Consider the following 20,233-nt stretch of genomic DNA (forward strand, 5'->3'; position numbering starts at 1 on the left):
AATTAGTTGCGCGGCGTCATTCTCGAATGTGGTATGCGCGGTCGCCTCACCGGGTGGCGGCGCTCAAGCGGCCGAGACCGCGTCCCGAAGTGATGGTGATGTGCCACGACGGTGGAAGTTCACTCGGGCGAGGGGCCTGGTCTTGACCGTTCCCGGGCCCGTGTCGACGATTCCGGGCCGCGCTGTCGCGGCCCGCCTCCTCCGGTGGCGCGCCGTCCGTCGTCCGGCATCCCCGCACCCGGGTCCGAGCCCCGGGACCGCCCCGTGCCGGCCCTCCCGGAAGGTCGGGTGAACAACGGTGAGCACGAGGAACGCGCCCGCGCCGGCGACCGCCCCGCCCACGCCGCCCGGACCCGACGTCGTCGCGGCCTACGACCACCTCGCCCCCCTGGTGGCCAGGTACTGGGGCCCCGACCTGCACTACGGCTACTGGTCGGGCCCCGAGGACGACACCCCGATCGCGGCCGCCACCGCCCGGCTCACCGCGCTGGTGGTCGAGCGGCTCGGCGTCGGTCCCGGGGGCCGGGTCCTGGACCTCGGGTGCGGCCACGGCGCGGCGGCCGTCGCCACCGCCGTCCGCACCGGCGCCGAGGTCGTCGGCGTCGACGTCAACCCCCGCGCCCTGGCCGACGCGCGGCGCGCGGCCGACCTGGCCGGCGTGGCGGACCAGGTGACCCTCGTCGAGTGCGACGCGCTCGGCACCCCCTTTCCCGACGGCTCCTTCGACGCCGTCCTCGCGTTCGAGTCCACCCCGCACTTCGCGCTTTCCGAGTTGTTCCCGGAAATTGCCCGGCTCCTGCGCCTGAATGGGCGGCTCGTCATCGAGACGCCGTTTCTGCGGACCCCGATGAACGACGGTCTCCGCCGCCGGGTCGCGGAATTCTTCACGATCCTCGGGATGACCGCGCTGGAGACCGCCGACACCCATTTCCGGCTGCTCCGCGACGTCGGGCTCGACCTCGCCGAGTTCGTCGACATCACCGACCACGTGGCCGGTTCGTTCACCCGGCTGGTCGCCCGGCTGCGCGAGCACCGCCCGGACCTGGAACGCGAGTACGGAGCCGCCGAGGCCGAACGCGTGACGCGGACCTTCGCCGACTGGGCGAAGGTGCCCGAACTGGCGCACATGATCCTGGTGGCGCGGCGGGTCGATGCTGCCTGATCCCACCCCCGGCACGCCACGACCCGGGAAACCAGACCGGCACGAGGCCCGCGCGCGGCGCACCCGGGGCGGGCCGCGCCGGGGCTCGTCGAGCGAGGGGGCACGCATGGCGGATGTCGCGGTGATCGGGGCCGGCGTCACGGGGGCCGCGGTGGCCAGGGCCTGCGCCGGTGCCGGCCTGTCCGTGGTGGTGTGGAACCGGAGCCCGGCCCGCGCGGAGGCGTTGGCCGGTCCGGCGGTCACACCCCGCCGCACCGTCGAGGAGGCGGTGCGGTCCAGCCGGACCGTCGTGCTGGCCCTGATCGGCTACGACGTCTCCCGCGCCGTCCTGGAACCCGCCGAGCGGTGGCTGGACGGGCGGCTGGTGGTGCAGACGGCGAACGGCTCGCACGACGACGTCGGCCCGTTCGCGCGGTGGGTCGAGGCCGCCGGCGGCCGGTGCCTGGACGCGGCGTTCCTCGGCCACCCGCGCGCCATCGGCACCCCGGACAACCACACCGTCTACTCAGGACGGTCCGAGTGCTACGACGAGGCCGTCGCGCTCCGCGAGGCGTTGGGCGGACGCGCCGTCCACCTCGGGCAGGACATCACCCGCGCCAAGGCGTGCCTGACGGTCGCCGCCGTCTGGTACTACGCGGGCGTCAACGGCTTCCTGGAGTGCGTGACCTTCGCCCTGCGCACGGGCGTTCCGCTGGCGGAGTTCGCGAAGTCCGTGCCACTGCACCAGACGCGGGTCCAGCGGGCCATCGACGTCGGCGTCGAGCTGGTGCGGCGGGGCGACTACCGGTTCGGGCAGCAGCCCCTCACCGCGCACCTGGACGCGCTGCGCCAGCTCGCGTCGTTCGCCGAGGAGACCGGGATCACCCGGTCCTTCCTCCCCGTCCTGCGCGACCGGGTCCGACAGGCCATCGACGACGGATACCACGATGAGCACATCACCGTCCTCTGTGAACAGTTCCCGAGGCCGACGGCCGGGCGACTCGAGCACCGGTGAGACCAGGATGGGCGCGGTCGCGGCTTCCGGTGCTCCCCTGGTCGGGGGCGCGCACGAGCTCTTCGAGCGGTGGGCGGCGCTGGACCCGGACCGGCCCGCGCTCGTCGCGTCCGGCCGCGAGATCAGCTACGGCGACCTGAACACCAGGGCGGACCGGCTCGCCGCGCGCCTGCGGGCGTGCGGCGTCGGTCCCGAGGTCGTCGTCGCGCTCCTGGTGGAGCGGTCCGTTTCCCTGTTCGTCGCGGTGCTCGCGGTCTGGAAGGCCAGGGGCGCCTACGTGCCGTTGGCCGCCGCCCAACCGCCGAGCCGGATTTCGTTGGTGCTGGCCGACACCGCTGCCAGTGTCGTCGTCGCCGACCGGGACCCGCGCGGGCTGTTCTCCTTGAGCGGCAAGCACATCGTGCGGATCGACCAGGACCTCGGCCTCGCCCTCGGCGGCGACAGCACCGGCAGCGCCGACCTCAGCGACAGCGCCGACGGCACCGATGGCTCGGCGGCGACGCGGACGGACGCGCGGAACCTGGCCTACGTCCTGCACACCTCGGGTTCCACCGGCACGCCCAAGGGAGTGCTGGTGGAGCACGGCGGCGTCGTCAACCTCGCCGACGGGCTGCGCCGGCGGTTCGGCGACCTCCACGAGGCGCGGGTCCTCCAGTTCGCCCCGCCGACCTTCGACGCCTGGGTGTGGGAACTGGCCATGAGCCTCCTCAACGGGGGCGCGCTCTGCCTGCCCCCGGCGGGCGCGACCCTGTCCGGGGACGACCTGGCGCGCGTGCTCCGGGACCACCGGGCCACCCACTTCTCCGCGTCGCCGTCGCTGCTGGTCTCCCTCCCGGTGGGCGACCCGCCGCCGGTGTCCACCCTGGTGGCCGGCGGCGAGGCCCTGCCGGAGTTCCTGGCCCGGCGGTGGGCCGGGCGGGTCCGGATGTTCAACGCCTACGGCCCCACCGAGGCCACTGTGAGCGCCACGGCGGGCCGGTGCGGCGACCGCCCCGGCAAACCCGCGCTCGGCGCCGTGCTTCCCGGCGTGGACCTGTACGTGCTCGACCCGGCCGGCCGGCCCGCCGCCGTCGGCGAGCTCGGCGAGCTGTACGTGGGCGGGGCCGGGGTGGCGCGGGGGTACCTCAACCGCCCCGACCTGACGGCCCTGCGGTTCCTGCCCGACCCCTTCGCCGGCCGGCCCGGCGCGCGGATGTACCGCACCGGCGACCTCGGGCGGCGCCGGCCCGACGGCGAGGTCGAGTTCGTGGGGCGGGTGGACCACCAGATCAAGCTCAGGGGGTTCCGCATCGAGCCCGGCGAGGTGGAGGAGGCGCTGCGCGCCCACCCCCGCGTCACCGGAGCGGTCGTCACGACCGCCGAGGGGGACGGCGGGCACCGCCGGCTGGTCGCGTACCTGGAGGTGTCCGACGGCCCGCCGGTGCCCGTGCCCGACCTGCGCGCGTTCCTGGGCGCGCGGCTGCCGGACTACCTGGTGCCGTCGGTGTTCGTCGCGCTCGACCGGCTCCCGCTGACCCCGCACGGCAAGGTCGACCGCGCCGCTCTGCCCGCCCCGACCGGGAACCGCCCGCCGCTCGGCCACGACTACGTCCCCCCGCGCGGCGGCACCGAGCGCGAGCTGGCCCGGTTGTGGGCCCGCCTGCTCGGGTTGGACCGGGTCGGCGCGACGGACGACTTCCTCGCGCTGGGCGGCACCTCGCTGGACCTGGTCCGGCTGCGCGAGGCGGTCACCGAGCGGTGGGCGGTCCGTCTGTCCACAGTGGACCTCGTGCGGGCGCACAACGTCCGGCTCCTCGCCGCCCGCCTCGACGACCCCGACGGGGCCGGGCGCCAGCCGACCGGGTCGGACCCGCCGTCGGTGCGGGACCACCGTTCGCGGACGAGCCAACGCCTGCGGGCGCGTCGAGGGAAAGGATGACGGTACAGGTGGAGGACAGGGAGCAGACGGCTCTCGACATCGCGGTCGTCGGTATGAGCTGCCGGTTTCCCGGCGCACCCACCCTCGACGCCTACTGGCGGCTCATCGCGGAGGGCAGGGAGGCCATCCGCCGGCTCAGCCGGGAGGAGATGCGGGCCGCCGGCGCCGACGACGACCGGCTCGACCACCCCGACCTCGTCCCGGCCGCCGGGATCGTCCCCGACGGGGAGGACTTCGACGCCGCGTTCTTCGGCTACTCCGCGCGCGAGGCCGCCCTCGTCGACCCGCAGCAGCGGATGTTCCTGCAGGCCGCGTGGCACGCCGTGGAGGACGCCGGCCACGCACCCGACCGGTTCCCCGGCCGGGTCGGCGTCTACGCGGGGCAGACGGTCGGCACCTACCACCCGGTCGACCCTGGGTCCTTCCTCGGCACCTCCAGCGACCTGCTGATGGCCGCCAACGACAAGGACTTCCTGCCGACCAGGGTGTCCTACAAGCTCGGCCTGACCGGCCCCAGCATCGCCGTGCAGACCGCGTGCTCCACCTCGCTGGTCGCCGTCCACCTGGCCTGCCAGGGACTGCTCACCTTCGACTGCGACATGGCGCTGGCCGGCGGCGTGTCCTGGACCCCGTTGCGGCGCATGGGATACCTGCGGCAGGACAACGGGATCTGGTCCGCCGACGGGCACGTGCGGCCCTTCCACGAGGCCGGGTCCGGGTTCGTGCCCGCCGACGGCCTCGGCGTCGTGGTGCTGCGCCGCCTGGCCGACGCCCTGGCCGACGGCGACCGCGTCTACGCCGTCGTGCGGGGCGGCGCGGTCACCAACGACGGTGCGGCCAAGCTCAGCTACGTCGCCCCCGGCGTGCGCGGGCAGGCCGCGGCGGTCCGCGACGCGCTCACCGCGGCCCACGTCGCCCCGGACACCATCGGCTACGTCGAGGCGCACGGCACCGCCACCGCCGTCGGCGACGTCGTGGAGGTCGCCGCGCTCACCGAGGCGTACCGGGCGGCGGGCTCGACCCGGGTGAACTTCTGCGGCCTCGGCTCGGTCAAGGCCAACATCGGGCACACCGACGCCGCCGCCGGGGTCGCCGGCTTCATCAAGGCGGTGCTGATGCTGCACCACGGGTTCCTGCCGCCCAGCCCGCACGCCCACCGCCCGCACCCGGAGATCGACTTCGCGGCCAGCCCGTTCCGCCCCGACGTCGAGGGCGGCCCCTGGCCGCGGCCGGAGCACCCGCGCCGCGCCGCGGTGAGCGCGTTCGGCATCGGCGGCACCAACGCGCACGTCATCCTGGAGGAGGCCGCGCCGCGCCCGCCGTCGGGGCCGAGCCGGCCGTGGCAGCTCGTGACCCTGTCCGCGCGCGACACCGCCTCGCTCCAGGCCGACGCCGAGGAGTGCGCGCGGTTCCTGGACGCCAACCCGCGCGCCGACCTCGCCGACGTCGCCTACACCCTGGCCGTGGGCCGGCGGCAGTTCGGCCGTCGCCTGGCCGGGGTGTTCCCGGACCGCGAGGCGGCGGCGCGCTCCCTGTGCGCGCCGTCGGTGGACGACGCGCGGCTCGTGGTCGGCGACGCCCGACCGCCCGACGACGTCGTCTTCATGTTCCCCGGGGGCGGCGCCCAGTACCGGGACATGGGGCGGGGGCTGTACGAGCACTACCCGGTCTACCGGGCGGCCGTCGACGAGTGCGTGGGCCTCCTGGCCGATCCGGTGCTGGCCGACCGCGTCCGCGCCGCGCTGTTCTACGACGACGGGCACGCGGCCGACCCGGGCGCGGCGGCGATCGAGGACCCGACCAGCGCCCTGCCCGCGCTCTTCGTCACCGAGGTCGCGCTCGGCCGGTTGCTGCTCTCGCTGGGCCTGCGGCCCACGGTGTTCCTGGGCCACAGCCTCGGCGAGTACGCCGCGGCCTGCTTCGCCGGCGTGTTCACCCTGCCCGACGCGTTGGCCGTCGTGGTCGAGCGGGGCCGCATCCTCGCCGCGCTCACCGACGGCGCGATGCTCAGCGTGGCCGCCGCCGAGGACGAGATCCGCCCGTTCCTGACCGGAACGCTGTCCCTGTGCGCGGTCAACGCGCCGGCGCTGTGCGTGGTCGCCGGCCCGGTGGACCAGATCCGCACGCTGCGGCGTCAGCTCACCGCCCAGGGCGTGTCCTGCCACCCGCTCCCGCTCACCACCGCCGCCCACTCCGAGCTGGTGGAGTCCGGCCTGCCCGAGTTCCGCCGCTTCCTGCGCGAAATCCCCCTGCACCCGCCGACCGCGCCGCTGGTGTCCAATGTGTACGGTGGGGTGGTCGGCGACGAGGTGACCGACCCCGAGTACTGGGTGACCCACCTGCGGACCACCGTCCGGTTCGCCGACGGGCTGGAGCACGTCCTGAGCAGGGGACGGCCGGCGCTGGTGGAGGTCGGCCCCGGCACGACGCTGGCCACCCTCGCCCGGTCCACCCTCGGCCCGGTGCAGGACGTGCCGGTCGTGAGCGTGACCCGGCACCCCCAGGAGCACCGCGACGACGTGGAGGCGCTGCTCGACGCGGTCGGCCGGTTGTGGGTGTCCGGCGTGGACGTCGACATCTCGGCCCTGCACCGGGACGAGCGGCGGGCCAGGGTGCCGTCGGTGCGGTACTCCTTCGCGGCGACCCCGTGCCGGCCCGACCCGAGGGAGATCGCCGCGCGCCGGCGGTGGTCGCCGAGGCCGCCCCGCCGCCCTGCGGACCTCCTGTACACAGTGGACTGGCGGCGGTCGGTCGACGTCACCCGACCCGACATCGGCGCGGTGGTCGACGGGTGGCGGTGGCTGGTGTTCTCGGACCGCTCGCCCCTCGCCGACCGGGTGGTGGACGTCCTGCGCCGCCACGGAACCGCGCCGGTGGTGGTGACGCCCGGCGTGGACTTCCACCAGGCCGACCCGTTCCACTTCGTCCTCGCTCCGGAGAGCCGGGAGCACTACGCCCTGCTGTTGTCGTTGGCCGGAGACTCCGGGCGGCCGCTGCGGATCGTCGACTTCTGGTGCCACCCCGAGTACGCGGAGTTCGGGCCGGACCTGGCGAGCCTGATCGGCGTCGCGCACGGCGTGGCCGGCGGGACCGCGCCGGTCGAGACCTGCGTGGTGACCTACGGGGCGTTGTCGGTCACCGGCTGGGAGCGGCTGATCCCGCGCTCGGCCTGCGCGGTGGGCGCCAGCCGCGTCCTGCCCCGCGAGCTGGCCACCCTGTCGGTCACCGTCCTGGACCTCGACCCGACCGAGACCCGCGCCGCCGACCACGAGCGGCTCGCCCGCGACGTGCTGGGCGAGTTCGCCCGCCCGCGCGAGGAAGACCTGGTCGCCCTGCGCGCCGGCCGGCGGTGGGTGCGGCAGTTCCAGTCGCTGGCGTCGACCGAGCTGCCCCCGGCGCCGTTGCGGCGCGGCGGCGTCTACGTCGTCACCGGCGGCCTCGGCGGGGTGGGCCTCCGGCTGGCCGAGCACCTGGCCACCACCCACGACGCGCGGATCGTCCTCATTGGACGGTGCGCGGACGACCTCGTGGCCGACTCCGCCCCGAGCGCGACCCTGCACCGGCTGCGCGCCCTCGGCGCCGACGTGACGGCACACGCCGCGGACGTCGCCGACCGCACCCGGATCAAGGAGATCCTCAGCGAGACCCTGGACCACCACGGCGAGATCCACGGCGTCGTGCACGCCGCCGGCGTGGTCGGCAGCGGCATGGCCGAGTACCTCGGGCACGACGAGGTGGCGGACGCGGTGCGCGCCAAGGTCGACGGGGCGGCCGTGCTCCTGGACGCGGTGCGCGCGGTCGGCGCGCGCCCCGACTTCGTCGTGTTCTTCTCGTCGCTGGCCTCGTTCGTCGGCGCCCCCGGGCTGACCTGCTACGGGGCGGCGAACGCCTTCCTCGACACGCTCGCCGTCCACGCGTCCCGCGATCTCGGCGTCCCCACGCTGTCGATCAACTGGGACCGGTGGCGGGGGACCGGGATGGCGGTCGACGTCGAGCGGCGCCACCGGGAGGTCCACGGCGCGGACCTGCCGGGCGGGCTGGCCCCGGAGGAGGCGCTGGCCGCCTTCGAGGCCGCGCTGGCCGCCTTGCCGCTGGGTCAGGTCGCCGTCTCCGCCGTGCCGCCCGACGAGCTGGTCGCGTCCGGTCCGGTCGGCGACGACGAGGCGGCCGCGCCGCTCCACCCGCCCTCGGCCGCCGCCGTCGCGTCGGCCAACGCCCGCCCGTGCCTGCCCACGTCCTACCTCGCGCCGAGGACCCCGCTGGAGACGGCCCTGGTCGAGCTGTGGGAGCAGGTGCTGGGCGTGGACGGCATCGGGGTGCACGACAACTTCTTCGCCCTCGGCGGCCACTCCCTGCTCGCGTTGCAGGTCGTGCAGCGCGGCAAGGAGTTGCTGGGGCTCACGACGTCGGTGCGCGACCTGTTCGCCACGCCCACCGTGGCCACTCTGGCTCAGGCCGTGGAGGGCCCGACGGAGGAGGAGGCCGCGCCCCGGTGGGAGACCGAGGTCGTCGAGCAGGGCGAGGTCGGCGGGGACCCGTTGTCGCCGCTGGAGGAGTGGTGGCCGGGGGGCGCCGCGGTCCGGGGGGATTCGGCGTGATCGGGCCGGATCGCGCGTGGGCCCCGCGGGTTCTCGCCGCGCCGGCTGTGTTGGTCGTGCTGGTCGTGTCGGCCAGGACGGCCGAGGCGTTCGTGGGTGCGTGCTTCCCCGGCGGGAGCCGGTTTCCGAGGTCGTGAGGAGTGACCAGTATGACGGCAGAGGAGTTGCGGCGCGGGTACGGCCGCCTGTTCGACCAGATCGACACCGACAGCGACGGAGCCATCGTCCGCTCCGACCTTGAGCAGATGGCGAACTCCCTCGCGCACACCTTCGGCCAGACCGCGAGCACGCCGAAGGCCCGCGACGTGCGCGACCACTACTCGCGGACATGGGAGCTGCTGTGCGAGGACCTCGGCGTCGACGCCGGCGGCGAGATCGCGCGGGAGGAGTTCGGCGAGGCGATGGCGAACCTGTCGACGCAGGACGGGTTTCTCGCCCACGTCCGGGCCGTCGCCGCCGCCGAGTTCGCCCTCGCCGACCCGGACGACGACGGGGTCCTGGCCAAGGAGGACTTCGTCCGGCTGATCGAGGCGTTCGGCCCGTCCGGCGAGGACGCCAAGGCGGCGTTCACCCGCCTCGACCGGGACGGCGACGGTCGGATCCGGCGCGAGGAGTACGCATCGGCGCGGCAGGAGTACCTCACCAGCGGCGACCCGGACGCGCCGGGGCGCTGGCTGTTCGGCGCTCCCCAGTGACGACCGGGCAGGGGCGGTCGCCGCACCCCGCGGTCGCCGGGAACTGATCAACGCGGCGGGCTGGCGGTGGGCAGACCACCGTCAGCCCGCTTTCGCGCGTCCGGGGAAAGACACCGGAATCCGGCCGACATTCGCCGTGACGCCCTGGGCTCCGAGTAATGACGGTGAGGCTCCGGCGTGCCGCCTTCTTCTGCTGCGGCTCACTTCGCTTGTCAGCGCCGGAATATCCGAGAGAACAACGCTTTTCCCAGGGCGAAGTGCCGTGGTGGCCGGGAAAACCGAGACGCGCGACGCGTCGTCGATCAGAGTTCGTCAGGATGGGGAAAGCACAACGCCCCGGGGCGCGGAGCCGGGTGGGAAGACCCGGTCGACCGCGCCCCGAGGCCCGCCCGGTCGCCGTCTCGTCGAGGAGAGCGGAAAACCGGGCGACAGGTGTGCGGGATTTCCTCGTGTCGCTGGGAGTTGCCGGATGGTGGATCTACCGCCGAGGTGCTGGCGGCAGGGAGAACGCCGGCACGCGGGTCGGGTCGGCGTCCCGCGGGATCGGGGTCGGGGTTCCCGCGCTGGCGCCGGGATCGCCGCCGTCGCGCGTGCCGGTGGCCGGACCGGAGGACGGGGTCGCCGTTCTCCCGGTGGTCAGCGGGTTCCGGTGTTGATCACGGGCGGAGCGGTGTTGTTCTCCCGCTGCGCCGCGCCCGGCCCGTTGAGCGAGCCGAGGTTGGTGTGGGCGAGCGAGCGGGTCACGGCCGTGGCCACGACGCTGTTGCCGCCCAGGCCCCCCTGCCCGCCGACCTCGCCGGCCGGCCGGCGCTCGTCCTGCCGCTCCCTGCCCTGCGGGTGCCGCACCGGGCCCAGCGAGGTGGGGGAGACCCGGTCCCGGACCAGCGGCGGCTCCTCCGCCCCGTGCGGGTGCGCCTTGTCCTCGTAGCAGCAGAACTGCAACCGGTCCTCCAGCCGGCTCAGACCGGCGGCGGCCCGGCTGAGCAGGTCGAAGGCCTCCTCGCGGGCGCGGAGGTTGGCCTCGTCCCATGGGCTGTTCTTGTCGTCGTCCTTGGTGGTGATCTCCAGGAGGTCGGTGACCGCGGCCATGGCCTTGGTCGCCTCGGTCAGGGAGTGCACCAGGACGTCCCGGAACTTCACCTGCAACTTGCCCTGTATGGCCAGCCGACGCAGGTGCGCGGTCAGCTCGGGCAAGGTGTGCACCACCGTCAGGACGCCCTCGTCCCCCTGCTCGTCGAGGTTGGCGACGGGGGAGCACCACAGCCGAAGTGCCTGGAGGAACTGATAGGGGTGATATGCCGAACCGGGCTGTCCACCCGGGAGATGTGGAGTCACGATGTTGTCCATCGGCAGCCGAACCGAGTTCGAGCACCCCCTATCCGAGTACCACACTTGTCGTTGTTGTTGATCGCACAGCGTCATTGCCGGCGGGGTTGGCCGAGCCCGGAAACGATCTTCATCGGGCGGCTCGGCCCGGCGGGGAACGATCACGTGGGACAGATCTTCCCGACCGGCCCGGGTCCCGGCGCGTGAACCCGCGAGACAGCGGGCGCGGTGGTCGGCGTCCGGCGGTCGGTGGAAAACGTTGCCGCACTTTGCGGTGAAATGTGCGGGCAGGAATCCCACTCCGGTGTGAGCGGGGGAGAGCCGACGGGGTCGACCTCGGCATGATCGCGGGCCATGGGATCAGCCGTTCCGCCGTGTCTTCCCGAGCCGCGTTGGTCGAACGAGGGCGTGGAGATGCGTGTCGTGCTGCCGGGGCAGCGCCTGATCAGGGCGTGGTGGCAGGGGAGGTCGTGGCGGCCGAAGACGTTGCGCGCGGGCAGCGGGTGGGACGTCGCGCTGGAGGACGTCCTGGACCTGCTGTCCAGGATCGAGCAGGGCATCGTCACCGCGACCAGCGTGCGGGAGCACCTGCTCGCCGCGATCGCCGCGCAGGTGCCCGCCGGCGGGTGCTGCCCCACCTGCGCGCAGTACATCCAGCAGCACCAGGCGGCGCTGGTGCTCTACGAGCAGCAGTTGGCCCGGTCGACCGACCCGGCCCGGTGGCCCTACGCGATCGAGGACATCACCCTGCACCGGGCCACCTGCCAGCGCCTGCCCCGGTGGAGCGACGAGGCCGCGTACCCGGGAACCCTCCGCGACTGGGCGCACGGCCTCAACGAGGTCTGGCACTGGGGCCGCGCGTGGCGCGTCACCCGGGAGCAGGCGCAGCAGTGGTTGGTCGAGCACAGCGGCCCCCGGGGCAGGAAGAACTACCAGCTCTGCGACCACTGCGCCCCGGACCTGCCCAGGGCCCTCCTGCGCCTGGCGTGACCACCGACCGGGCACGTGCCGCCCGTCGTCCGGTGGCCGACGCGAGTTTTCGGCGCTGGCAAGGGATTCCGGAGTAGAGACCGCCGGTTGACGCCGTGGTGGCCACCCGCCCCGACTCGGGCGGCCACCACGGCCGTGGCGACCGACGATCCCGCTGACGTCCGTCGCCCGGTTCGCGGTCCGGGCGTCGCTCCCGCGTCGCCCGGACCGCGTGCGGTTCGAGGTGATGACGACCATGCCCCGCCGGGGCAGGCGCCGCAACTTCGAACTGTCGTCCGGATCGGTGGACCTGCCAGTCCTCACCGGAGGACAACTCCCTCGGTCACCGGGCTCGCGAGTCGTGCGGCCGCCCCGCACCCTCTGTCCACAATGGACACTCTCGGGAGACCTCGGCGAGTGTCGCGAGGACCTCGGCGTGCGGCCCGGGCGCGGCGGCCTCACCGGCGATCAGCGCGCCGGGGAGCGGGATGTTGGCGTCGTGGCCGTACTCCCAGAAGGCGTCCACGTGCCCGGAGGCCACCTGGGCCACCTGGAGCGAGGTCGGCCCGAGGTCGCGCACCGCGAGCGTGCGCCGCGGCATCGCGGCGGCCGGCTCGTCGATCGTGTCGAACACGGCGATCACCGAGGAGACGTCACTCGCGGGCACCGGTCCGGCGGGCTGCCACCCCGTGACGTGCTTGCCCACCTCGCGGGCGCTCTGGATCACCTGCGGCAGGAGGTCGGTGTACTCGTTGCTTCCACCCATGTGAGGGCTCCTCTCGGGTCGGGTTCGCCGGGGCGCCGGCCGCGCCAGGCGCGGCCGACGCGTCGCGGATCGACGGACGCGCCGAGGTCGGGCGGATCGCCGAGGTCCTGGGGGTCTCTCCCCGGACCGTGAGCCGTCGCCTGGGGTGCCCGGTCGACGCCGGGCTGCTCGCGGTGGTGCGGATGAGCGACGCCAGCGAAATCGTCGGCGCGGTGATCCTGCGCGTGAAAGTGTTGCGCGGCAAGGCCGACGCCATCGCCGGGTCGTTCGCTGCCCGCCCCGACGTGCTCTCCGCGGACGTCCTGATGGGCGGGGAGGAGCTGAGCGTCGCTCTGATGGCCGGTCCGGCGAATCGCGACCACCTGCTCTACCGCCAGCTCCCTCGCGGCCGGCGCGGTCGTCTCCACCACCGTCCTCAGTGCCCTGCACGTGTTCGCCGACGCCGGCGACTGGCGTCCCGACGTGCTCACCCCGGAGGAGGTCGCCGCGCTCACCCCGCCCACCCCCGGCGCCGAGCGACCGGCGACCGACGCGCTGGACCGGCGCCTGCTGGACCTCCGACCCGCACGCCCTCTACGAGTTCACCACCAAGGTTTTGGCCCCTCTCGGTGTTACCGGGGTGCAGCCCACGATCGTCGGTAGGACGATGCGACCGGTCGGCGTGAACATCCCCCTTCTGTCCTGAATCCACCGCGGTCCACGGGCGAGTGTGGTAGTGGGGACTGTCCGGTGAGGACAGACACCATCAGGTCACAGAACGACGTCGAAAGCCTTGCTTTTCAACGACTTTCGGTGAACGGTGCATGTCGTGTCCGGTGTGGCCTGTCTCGCGTTGCGCGGTGTTTTCCTTGCTGACCAGGCATTTCTCCCCCGCTCGATTTCCTGGGTCCGATCGGTCGCGGTGATCGTCGCGTCGGCGGGGCAACCTCGGGTCGCCCTCGTGCATCCCATGATCATGGGAAAGAGTGCTCAGCGCCGGGGCAGGAAGGTCAGGAAGTCCCGGGGCCGCCTCCGGGTCGGGGTGGTCGTGCCCACCTACAACGAGGCCGAGACGATCGGCGAGGCGCTCCGCCGGCTCGTCGAGCTGGACCTGCGCGACCTGTGCGTGATCGTCGTGGACGACGGCAGTCCGGACGGGACGGCGGATCTCGCGGAGCGGATCGGCGGGACGTGGCCGGAGGGGCGTGAGCTGGACGTCGTCCGGCGCACCAGCAAGGACGGCCTCGGGCGCGCCTACGTGGCGGGCATGCGGAGGGCGTTGGAGCTCGGCTGCGACGTCGTCGTGCAGATGGACGCCGACCTGTCGCACCCGGCCGAGGCCGTGCCCCGCATGGTCGCGGCTCTGGCGGGCTCGAACGGCCGGAGCACGGACAGGAAGACCGGGAAGGGTGCCCGGGGGAAGACCGCCGCGAAGGCGAAGGTCAAGGGAGCCAAGGGGGTCAAGGACGCCGAGGGCGCGGACGTCGTGGTCGGCTCCCGGTACGCCGAGGGCGGTGAGCTGGACGCGGACTGGCCGTGGTCCCGGCGTCTGCTGTCCAGGGCGGCCAACCTGTACGTCACGGTGCTGCTGCGGATGGGGCTGCGGGACGCCACGGCGGGGTTCGTGGCCTGGCGCGCCAATCTCCTGAAGCGCATCGACCTGTCCACCATTCGCTCGAACGGCTACGCGTTCCAGGTGGAGATGAAGTGGCGTGCGCGCCGGCTGGGGGCGCGCATGCGGGAGGTGCCGATCACCTTCTCCGAGCGGGCGGCGGGCGCGTCCAAGATGTCCCTGCGGGTCAAGCTGGAGGGCCTCGCGCTGCCGTGGCGACTGCTGTTCTCCCGTCGTCGCTGAATGCTCGATACTGAGTGTTCGTCCTCACTGAGTGTCTACATAGGACAGACGGGGGAGTCGGTCAGGGAGCGGACGGGAGCTCGAACTCGGCCCGGACGCCGAGCAGGCGCACCGGGCGCGTGAGGTCGAACCGCCGCAGGACGGACAGCGCGGCGCGTTCGATCTCGGTGGCGTCGCTGGTCGGCGCGGGCAGGGCGGCGCTGTGCGTCGAGGTGGCGAACGGGGCGAACCGCACCTTCACCGCCACCCGGACCGCCGGCCAACCCTCGGCCACCACCTCGTCGGCCACCCGCCGGGACAACGCCGCCAGGTGCTCGCGGATCGCGGCGGGATCGGTCAGGTCCTCGTCGAAGGTGGTCTCGTGGCTTCGCGAGCGGGGCACGTGCGGGGCGTCCGACACCCGGGTGTCCCCGGCCCCCAGCGCGAGCTGCCGGTACCACGGCCCCATGCGCGGGCCGAACCGGTCGGCCAGCTCGTCCGGATCGGCCCCGGCCAGGTCCGCGACGGTCCGCAGCCCGGCGGCGGCCAGCTTCGCCGCCGTCCGCCCGCCGATGCCCCACAACGCGTCGGTGGGTAGGCCTGCCATCACGGACACCCAGTTGTCCCTGGTCAGCCGGTAGACCCCGGCCGGCTTGGCGAAGCCGGTGGCGATCTTGGCGCGGAGCCTGTTGTCCCCGATCCCCACCGAGCAGGACAGCCCGGTCGCCTCGGCGACGGCCCGCCGGACCTCGGCGGCCAACGCCTCCGGGTCGTCGGTGCGCGCGCCGAGGAACGCCTCGTCCCAGCCGAGGACCTCCACCACCACCGGGAGCGTCCGCAGGGTCGCCATCACCCGCGCCGAGACCGCGTCGTAGGCCGATGGGTCCGCGGGGAGGAAGACGGCCTCCGGACAGCGTTTCGCGGCGGTACGCAGGGGCATCCCCGAGCGGATGCCGAACTCGCGCGCCGCGTAGGACGCGGTGGCCACGACCCCGCGTCGGGTCGGGTCGCCGGCCCCGCCCACCACGACGGGCCGGCCGCGCAGCTCCGGGCGGCGGGCCACCTCGACCGCGGCGACGAACTCGTCGAGGTCGACGTGCAGGACCCAGTCCCGAGTGGACACGTCCTCCAGTATTCGCCCGCACCGGGCGAGATCGCCGCTCCGAGCTCAGACCGGCCGCCGCCACACCAGTTGGTACCGCCAGAACAGGCCTCGCCGCAGCCGGGCGCCTGGCAACACTTCCCCCGCGACCGCGCGGAGATCCGCCAGCGTCGTCGTCGGTGCCTGGACGGGCATGCCCTCGTTGCCCGGTTTGCCGCCCCGGCCGCGCAGGGCGCGGAACGCGCCCACCGCCGCGTTCGCGGGCAGCGCCGCCACCTCCACCGCGCGGTCGGCGGCCGTGGACTGGCGGTACATGCCGACCACCGCGAGCGTTCCGCCCGGCCGGACCAGCTCGGCCAGCCTGGTCAGCGCGGGCCGCAGCGACATGTGGTGCAGGCTCGACAACGCGGTGACCGCGTCGTAGCCGTCGGGGTGGAGCGGGAGCACGGAGTCCAGCACGTCGCCGACGAGCCACCGCACGTGCGGGAGCGCGGGCGTCCGCGCGCGTGCGCGCTCGATCATTGCCGGGGAGAGGTCCACGGCGTCGACCTGTGCGACGCGTCGGGCGAGGTGCCGGGCGAGCGTGCCGACCCCGCAACCCACGTCCAGTGCCCGCTCGGCGTTCGCCGGGATCTGCCGCACCAGCCAGGGGTGGTAGTGCGCGTTGTGATCCCACAACAGCGACTCGGGCAACTGTGGTTTGCGCATGTCGTGAAGCCTAGGGCAGTCCCTACTTTCGTTGTTGGGCACGAAAAGTAAGGTTCGGTCGCTGTCGTTTCCCCGGCCTCACGTCTACCCGTCGCTCCGTCCCACTTCGGGTGATCTGTGGGCCTCCGGCCCCTGGCGCCGGCGTTTTTGTCGGACCTGCGTGGGATGTTTGAAGTGGGGGCTCCCCTTACTTCAGGGCAGTAGTCGCGCGCGTGACCGGACAGGCCGTACGCGTCCGGCCACCACACCTGGGCAGGAACGATCACACTTCGAGCCGCGCGACAGCTCCGATCTCCAGCGCGACGTACGGCGCCCCGTCGGGGCCGATGGTGATCCCGTGCGGTTCGGACGCCGGCGTCGGCAGGTCGAACACGTCGATCCGGCCGTCCGACGTCACCCGGCCGACGCGGTTCGCGCCCCACTCCGTGAACCAGCACGCGCCCGAGGCGCCGGCGACGATCGCGTGCGGTCGCGCGGCGCGGTCGGGGAGGGGGAACTCGGTGATCTCTCCGTCCCCAGTGATCCGACCGACCTGGCCCGCGCCGATCTCGACGAACCACACGGCCCCGTCGGTCCCGCACGTGATTCCGACCGGCGCGGCGCTCGGGGTCGGCAGCGGGTGGACGTCGACCTCGCCGTCGAGGCCCATCCGGCCGAGTGCGTTGGCCTGGTTGAGGGTGAACCAGAGCGCCCCGTCCGGACCCGAGGTGATCAGCGACGGCATGCCGCCCTCGGTCGGCAGGGCGAAGGTGGTGACCTGCCCGTCCGGCGTGATCCGACCGATGCTGTCGTTGGCGATGTGGGTGAACCACAACGCGCCGTCCGCGCCGGTGGTGATGCCGTACGGCGTGCTGTGGCCGGCGGCGACGGGGAAGGACGTGAAGCTCCCGTCCGTGGTGATCCGGCCGATGGCGTGGGACTGGTTGAGGGTGAACCACAACGCCCCGTCCGGGCCCGACGTGATCACGGTCGGCCCCAGGGAACCGGTGTCGAGCGGGAAGACGTCGACGTGTCCGTCGAGGGTCAACCGCGCGATCTCGTTGGAGTGCACCAAAGTCACCCACAACGCGCCGTCGGCGCCGGTGGTGATGCCGTACGGGCCGGCTTCCCGGCCGGAGACCGGCATTTCGCGAACCCGCGAGCGAGCGGAGTTTGGCAAGAGATCTCCTTGTGCGGCAAGAGAAAGGGAAGTGATGGTGGCGAGGAGGGTCAGCGGAGCGTGACGCTGGGTCGCTCGCCGGGAGCGCGCACGGCGAGCTGCTCTCCGCGCCACCGCTGACGGAACCGACGGTCGTGGCTGACGACGACGAGGGCTCCGGTGTAGTGCTCCAGCGCCGCTTCGAGGTCCTCGACCAGGGCCAGCGAGAGGTGGTTGGACGGCTCGTCCAGCACGAGGACGTCGGTGGGCTCGGTCAGCAGCCGCGCGAGCGCCAGCCGCTGCCGTTGCCCGGTCGACAGCGCCGTGACGGGCACGGTCAGCTGTTCCGGTGCGAACAGGCCCAACGACAACAGGTGCTCGGCGTGGTCCTCCGGCACCCCGCCCCGCCCCCGGGCGAACGCCGCCACCACGGTCTCGCCCGGAGATCCGGGCGCGACCTCCTGCGACAGGTACCCGACCCGGCCACGGCGCACGACCTGTCCGGTGTCCGGTTCGAGCTCGCCGACCAACACCCGCAACAGTGTGCTCTTGCCCGCGCCGTTCACCCCGGTGACCAGGACCCGCTGCCCGGCGTCGACGCTGAGGCTCGTCGGCGCCAGTCGCCCGTGGACGCCGACGTCCACGGCGTCGAGCACGACCCCGCGCAGCTGGCTGGCGTGCAGGGACGGTCTGAACCGCAGCGGCTGCGGCGGGGGCGGGACCGGGGCGTCCAGCAGGCGGCGCAGCCGCTCCTCCGCGTTGCGGACCCGGCTGGCCACCGACTGCTGCACCCGGCCGCCGGCCCGGTCGTAGGCCATCTTGTTCCGGTCGGTCATCGCCCGGTTCGGGGCGACCCGCCGCGCGGTGGTGGCCACCGCCTCGCGCTGTCGCGCGACGTCCTCCTGCCACTGCTCGTGCTCCTGTGCCCAGCGTTGCCGGGCCGCCGCCTTCTCCGCGAGGTAGCCGGAGTAGCCGTTGCCGTAGCGGACGAGGGCGCGCCGGTCGGCGTCGACCTCCACCAGGGTGGTGGCGACGTGGTCGAGGAAGACGCGGTCGTGGGAGACGGCAATGGTGGTGCCGCGCCGGGTCCGGAGATGGTCCTCCAGCCAGGCGACGGCGTTGTCGTCGAGGTGGTTGGTCGGCTCGTCGAGCAACAACACCTCGGGCGCGGCCGCCAGGATCGCGGCGAGCCGCAGGCGGACCTGTTCGCCTCCGGAGAGTCCGCCCAGGACGCGGTCGTGCGGCAGGCCGCCGAGGCCCAGGCCGTGCAGCGCGGCCTCCACCCGGGCGTCCGCGTCGTAGCCGCCCCGGAGTTCGAAGACCGTCAGCAGTCGGTCGTACTCCGCGAACCCGGACTCGTCGCCGTCGGCCATCGCGGCCTCCAGCTCGCGCATGCGGGCCTCCATGGCCCGCAGGTCGCTCAGGGCGGCGTCGATCGCCTCCCGCACGGTCAGGTGCGGGGGCAGCGTGGTGTCCTGCGCGAGGTAGCCCACACCGCCGTCGGCGGTGACGACGACCTCGCCGTGGTCGGCGGTCTCGCGGCCGGCCAGCAGGCGCAGCAGCGTGGACTTGCCCGAGCCGTTCTCGCCGATGACGCCGGTGCGCTCCCCGGTGGGGAAAGCGCAGGTCACGGAGTCGAGAACGATCCGGTCACCGTAGGTCCTGGTCAGGGCGCGCGTGGAGATCTGCGTGGGCATAGGGGTGCTCCTCGAAGCGATCGGTCGGACGGGCCGCGACGGGCCACCGGACGGACTGAGCGCTCGGCAGGAGCACCGGACCTCCACTAGTGCGACAGCAGTTGCATTAAGATGCTGACATGGGGACGTCCCCATCGGCAAGGGGGTTGTGGGTATGACGCGGACCACGCTGTCGGACGACGGCGTCACCGAGAGCGCCGAGAACGCTGGGAACGTCGGGAACGCTGGGAACAGCGACAACACCGGGAACGCCGAGGATCTTCCCGGCGCGCGGCGACCGGGCGGGCGCACCGCCCGCAACCGCGCGCTCGTGCACGAGGCGGTCCGCGCGCAGCTCGTCGAGCACGGCTACGACAGCCTGAGCGTGGACACCGTGGCCGAACGTTCTGGCGTGCACCGCACGACGATCTACCGGCGCTGGCGGGACGTCGGCGGCCTGCTCGCCGACGTGCTCGACGCCGCCCGGGACGACGACTGGACCCCGCCGGACACCGGCTCCCTCGTCGGCGACCTGACGGCGATCAACCGCGAGGTCCACGCCGCGCTGACCGAGACCCGGTCGGTCACCACGGCGCTCATCGCCGCGTCGTTCCGCTCCGAGCGGGCAGCCGCCGCCCTCCACGACTTCTGGGACGACCGCTACGTGCGCTGCGCCGCCGTCGTGACCCGCGCCGTCGAGCGGGGCGAGCTGGCGCCGGGGACGGACGCCCGTCGCCTGTTGGTCGCCGCCACCGCTCCGCTGTACCACCACGTGGTTCTGCTGCGTTCCACGACAACCGCGCTGCTCGCTGACCAGGCCGCGCGCGACGCGTTCCTCGCGGCGACCGCCGGAGCGTTCGCGCCGCAGGAGCAGTAGGTCGGCAGGGGAGCTGGTCAGCTTTGAACCTCCCTCCTGGTGCGTCGGCATGAGCTGACTGACAGACAGTGTCAGGACCGGTGACGTGCGGCGGGATCTGCAATCTGCACTCGCTGCGGCTTCTGAAGCGCTGTCCACACCCGGTTCTGGCGGTGGGCGCGGGACGGTGCCGTGACTCTCAGGCGACCGCACCGGGTTCGTGCGGGTCCTGGCCGTTGTTCGCATCCCCGGGATGCTCGGGCCGCCCCCCCGCGGCCGGCCGGTCGGGTGGTCGCGGACAAGGGGATGTCGGAGTCGCGCGAGCGGAAGTTGCTGTGGCGGTGGGGTATCCGGGCCACGGTTTCCGGAACGGGGTCGACCAGAAGACCCGCCGGGCCTGTCGGGACCGGGCGGGTGGAGGTCCACCCGTCTTCGACCCGGTGGCCTCTCGGTGGCGGAACGGTGGGACAAGAACGCCCCGCCCGACCGGGGCAAGGCGGATCTGGCCGTGC

General features: G+C 73.6%; 14 protein-coding genes. 8 read left to right on the forward strand and 6 right to left on the reverse strand.

Going from position 1 to position 20,233, the window contains the following annotated elements:
• Positions 1-298: 298 nt before the first annotated feature.
• The 5 genes from BUE43_RS16445 (at position 299) to BUE43_RS16465 (ending at position 9,367) form a co-directional block, all read left to right on the forward strand.
• A complete protein-coding gene (locus BUE43_RS16445; protein ID WP_073484108.1) occupies positions 299-1,162 on the forward strand; it encodes an SAM-dependent methyltransferase in 864 nt (287 codons plus the stop codon).
• Positions 1,152-2,156: an NAD(P)-binding domain-containing protein gene (locus BUE43_RS16450; protein ID WP_073484110.1), complete on the forward strand. Its 1,005-nt coding sequence runs from the start codon at positions 1,152-1,154 to the stop codon at positions 2,154-2,156. Before BUE43_RS16445 ends, BUE43_RS16450 begins: the two co-directional genes overlap by 11 nt.
• 7 nt (positions 2,157-2,163) lie before the next feature.
• The gene (locus BUE43_RS16455) at positions 2,164-4,074 is read left to right on the forward strand and encodes a non-ribosomal peptide synthetase (protein ID WP_073484112.1); all 1,911 of its coding nucleotides are present in this window, start codon (positions 2,164-2,166) and stop codon (positions 4,072-4,074) included.
• On the forward strand, positions 4,071-8,672 hold the full coding sequence (locus tag BUE43_RS16460; RefSeq protein ID WP_083959746.1) for a type I polyketide synthase: 4,602 nt from the start codon (positions 4,071-4,073) through the stop codon (positions 8,670-8,672). The genes BUE43_RS16455 and BUE43_RS16460 overlap by 4 nt, the downstream gene beginning before the upstream one ends.
• Before the next feature lie 149 nt (positions 8,673-8,821).
• Entirely contained in the window at positions 8,822-9,367 is a 546-nt protein-coding gene (locus tag BUE43_RS16465; RefSeq protein ID WP_073484116.1) for an EF-hand domain-containing protein, read from the forward strand.
• 636 nt (positions 9,368-10,003) lie between these two features.
• On the opposite strand, the gene BUE43_RS16470 is transcribed toward BUE43_RS16465, so the two are convergent.
• Positions 10,004-10,702: a hypothetical protein gene (locus BUE43_RS16470; protein ID WP_143174204.1), complete on the reverse strand. Its 699-nt coding sequence runs from the start codon at positions 10,700-10,702 to the stop codon at positions 10,004-10,006.
• A 405-nt stretch (positions 10,703-11,107) separates the two neighbouring features.
• Here BUE43_RS16470 and BUE43_RS16475 point away from each other — a divergent pair, with 405 nt between their 5' ends.
• Positions 11,108-11,683 (forward strand): hypothetical protein, encoded by a 576-nt coding sequence (locus BUE43_RS16475; RefSeq protein ID WP_143174205.1) that lies wholly within the window; start codon positions 11,108-11,110, stop codon positions 11,681-11,683.
• 322 nt (positions 11,684-12,005) lie between these two features.
• On the opposite strand, the gene BUE43_RS35185 is transcribed toward BUE43_RS16475, so the two are convergent.
• Positions 12,006-12,428 (reverse strand): hypothetical protein, encoded by a 423-nt coding sequence (locus tag BUE43_RS35185; RefSeq protein ID WP_073484122.1) that lies wholly within the window; start codon positions 12,426-12,428, stop codon positions 12,006-12,008.
• 955 nt (positions 12,429-13,383) lie between these two features.
• Between BUE43_RS35185 and BUE43_RS16485 the strand changes: the two genes are divergently transcribed.
• Positions 13,384-14,262, forward strand: coding sequence for a polyprenol monophosphomannose synthase (locus tag BUE43_RS16485; RefSeq protein ID WP_073484908.1), 879 nt, complete (start codon positions 13,384-13,386; stop codon positions 14,260-14,262).
• Between the two features lie 61 nt (positions 14,263-14,323).
• Here BUE43_RS16485 and BUE43_RS16490 read toward each other — a convergent pair whose 3' ends face one another.
• From BUE43_RS16490 to abc-f, 4 genes are all read right to left on the reverse strand, one after another.
• Positions 14,324-15,364, reverse strand: a complete 1,041-nt coding sequence (locus tag BUE43_RS16490) for a DNA polymerase IV (protein ID WP_073484124.1) — start codon at positions 15,362-15,364, stop codon at positions 14,324-14,326.
• Positions 15,365-15,409: 45 nt separating this feature from the next.
• Positions 15,410-16,051, reverse strand: a complete 642-nt coding sequence (locus BUE43_RS16495) for a class I SAM-dependent methyltransferase (RefSeq protein WP_073484125.1) — start codon at positions 16,049-16,051, stop codon at positions 15,410-15,412.
• A gap of 262 nt (positions 16,052-16,313) precedes the next feature.
• Entirely contained in the window at positions 16,314-17,177 is an 864-nt protein-coding gene (locus BUE43_RS16500) for a Vgb family protein (protein WP_073484126.1), read from the reverse strand.
• An 83-nt stretch (positions 17,178-17,260) separates the two neighbouring features.
• Entirely contained in the window at positions 17,261-18,886 is a 1,626-nt protein-coding gene (abc-f, locus tag BUE43_RS16505; protein WP_073484128.1) for a ribosomal protection-like ABC-F family protein, read from the reverse strand.
• A gap of 154 nt (positions 18,887-19,040) precedes the next feature.
• Here abc-f and BUE43_RS16510 point away from each other — a divergent pair, with 154 nt between their 5' ends.
• Positions 19,041-19,742: a TetR/AcrR family transcriptional regulator gene (locus tag BUE43_RS16510; protein WP_083959747.1), complete on the forward strand. Its 702-nt coding sequence runs from the start codon at positions 19,041-19,043 to the stop codon at positions 19,740-19,742.
• Positions 19,743-20,233 lie beyond the last annotated feature (491 nt).

The sequence above is a fragment of the Streptoalloteichus hindustanus genome (genome assembly GCF_900129375.1).
GTDB lineage: Bacteria > Actinomycetota > Actinomycetes > Mycobacteriales > Pseudonocardiaceae > Streptoalloteichus > Streptoalloteichus hindustanus.

What these genes read in the sequence shown, in the direction of transcription:
- BUE43_RS16450 (WP_073484110.1), top strand. Translation starts at nt 1,152, where the DNA reads ATGCTGCCTGATCCCACCCCCGGCACGCCACGACCCGGGAAACCAGAC.
- BUE43_RS16455 (WP_073484112.1), top strand. Translation starts at nt 2,164, where the DNA reads ATGGGCGCGGTCGCGGCTTCCGGTGCTCCCCTGGTCGGGGGCGCGCAC.
- BUE43_RS16460 (WP_083959746.1), top strand. Translation starts at nt 4,071, where the DNA reads ATGACGGTACAGGTGGAGGACAGGGAGCAGACGGCTCTCGACATCGCG.
- BUE43_RS16465 (WP_073484116.1), top strand. Translation starts at nt 8,822, where the DNA reads ATGACGGCAGAGGAGTTGCGGCGCGGGTACGGCCGCCTGTTCGACCAG.
- BUE43_RS16475 (WP_143174205.1), top strand. Translation starts at nt 11,108, where the DNA reads ATGCGTGTCGTGCTGCCGGGGCAGCGCCTGATCAGGGCGTGGTGGCAG.
- BUE43_RS35185 (WP_073484122.1), bottom strand. Translation starts at nt 12,428, where the DNA reads ATGGGTGGAAGCAACGAGTACACCGACCTCCTGCCGCAGGTGATCCAG.
- BUE43_RS16485 (WP_073484908.1), top strand. Translation starts at nt 13,384, where the DNA reads ATGGGAAAGAGTGCTCAGCGCCGGGGCAGGAAGGTCAGGAAGTCCCGG.
- BUE43_RS16495 (WP_073484125.1), bottom strand. Translation starts at nt 16,051, where the DNA reads ATGCGCAAACCACAGTTGCCCGAGTCGCTGTTGTGGGATCACAACGCG.
- BUE43_RS16500 (WP_073484126.1), bottom strand. Translation starts at nt 17,177, where the DNA reads ATGCCGGTCTCCGGCCGGGAAGCCGGCCCGTACGGCATCACCACCGGC.
- abc-f (WP_073484128.1), bottom strand. Translation starts at nt 18,886, where the DNA reads ATGCCCACGCAGATCTCCACGCGCGCCCTGACCAGGACCTACGGTGAC.
- BUE43_RS16510 (WP_083959747.1), top strand. Translation starts at nt 19,041, where the DNA reads ATGACGCGGACCACGCTGTCGGACGACGGCGTCACCGAGAGCGCCGAG.